The organism is Kistimonas scapharcae (assembly GCF_039540975.1).
Lineage (GTDB): Bacteria > Pseudomonadota > Gammaproteobacteria > Pseudomonadales > Endozoicomonadaceae > Kistimonas > Kistimonas scapharcae.
The window spans coordinates 1-1,005 of record NZ_BAABFL010000221.1; the positions used below are offsets into that span (position 1 = coordinate 1).

The 1,005-nt window shown below is 56.2% G+C and carries 2 protein-coding genes; both read right to left on the bottom strand.

What is annotated here, in order from left to right; all coding sequences use genetic code 11:
- Positions 1–157: 157 nt before the first annotated feature.
- Positions 158–502, bottom strand: a complete 345-nt coding sequence (locus tag ABD892_RS10520; RefSeq protein WP_345195578.1) for a hypothetical protein — start codon at positions 500–502, stop codon at positions 158–160.
- A 35-nt stretch (positions 503–537) separates the two neighbouring features.
- Positions 538–1,005, bottom strand: a 468-nt coding sequence (locus ABD892_RS10525; protein ID WP_345195579.1) for a hypothetical protein, incomplete at its 5' end; no start/stop codon positions are given.

Consider the following 1,005-nt stretch of genomic DNA (forward strand, 5'->3'; position numbering starts at 1 on the left):
CGATCAGCTTCAACCTCACTGTGTTTAGTGGCAACATCTGCCTGTTTAGCAGCAACATCCGTCTGCCGCGCCTGAATATCCGCAAGAATCGCTTCCTTACGAGCCAGCCCATCCAGTGCGATATTAACCGGCGCATTGACCGCACCGACCGTTACCTTTATCGCCATGTCGCCCCCATCTCCAGCTTCAACTTCCCTTCAATGGCGGTGAAGACCTCACCCGTCGGTGTCTCAAGCTGGATGTCGTAGTCGTAGGACTGCGGCGCGTTCAGTGTATTGGTGTCCACTGGTTCCACAACCAGCGTGAAGGTGTCACCGGCAGGCAACACAATATCCTTGGTAATGACCGCTTGGCTGTCGTCCTCGAACTTGGATGTCTTGCAGGTGAAACGGATGGTGTACCCCGCCATGTCCAGCGGGGTATTGTCGGCGGGGTCTGAAAACGCCAGCGGGATTGCCAGCGTATCGCCCCGTGTGATGGTGTAATGCTGCTCGACCGGCATCCCTGCCTCCTAAATAGCCATGCTAATATTTTATGTCATTCCATAGTGTCATTCAAAAGCTGCTTGAGTCCCGGCAACTGATTCAGGACAGGTGTTGAGCGATACACCCTTGCAGCCAGGGTATCCGCCGTGAGCATGGTGTTCACCCAGTCAGCGGTGGGACCCATGAGCATCGCCGTCCGGTCTTCCATGTCGCCATACCCGCCGATCATATTCATCGCCAGTTCATAAGGCCCGTAAATCCCCGCCCGTGATGTCAGCTCCATGGCATAGTCACCCCACGCCATGTCATCTGTTCTCGGTGTCGCACCGAACAGGCGATACTGCAACGCTTCCCGTGCTTCCCATCCCAGCGCCGCCAGACCGAACAGCATGACACCTGCCATCAGCAGCGGGACGGACTGAACCGCCACTTCTCCACCATACAATTTGATCTTGGTCGCCATGGTCGCATTCGCTGGCAGCTTGGTGGCCGCGATCTGTTCATGCAGATGCTTCAGGAA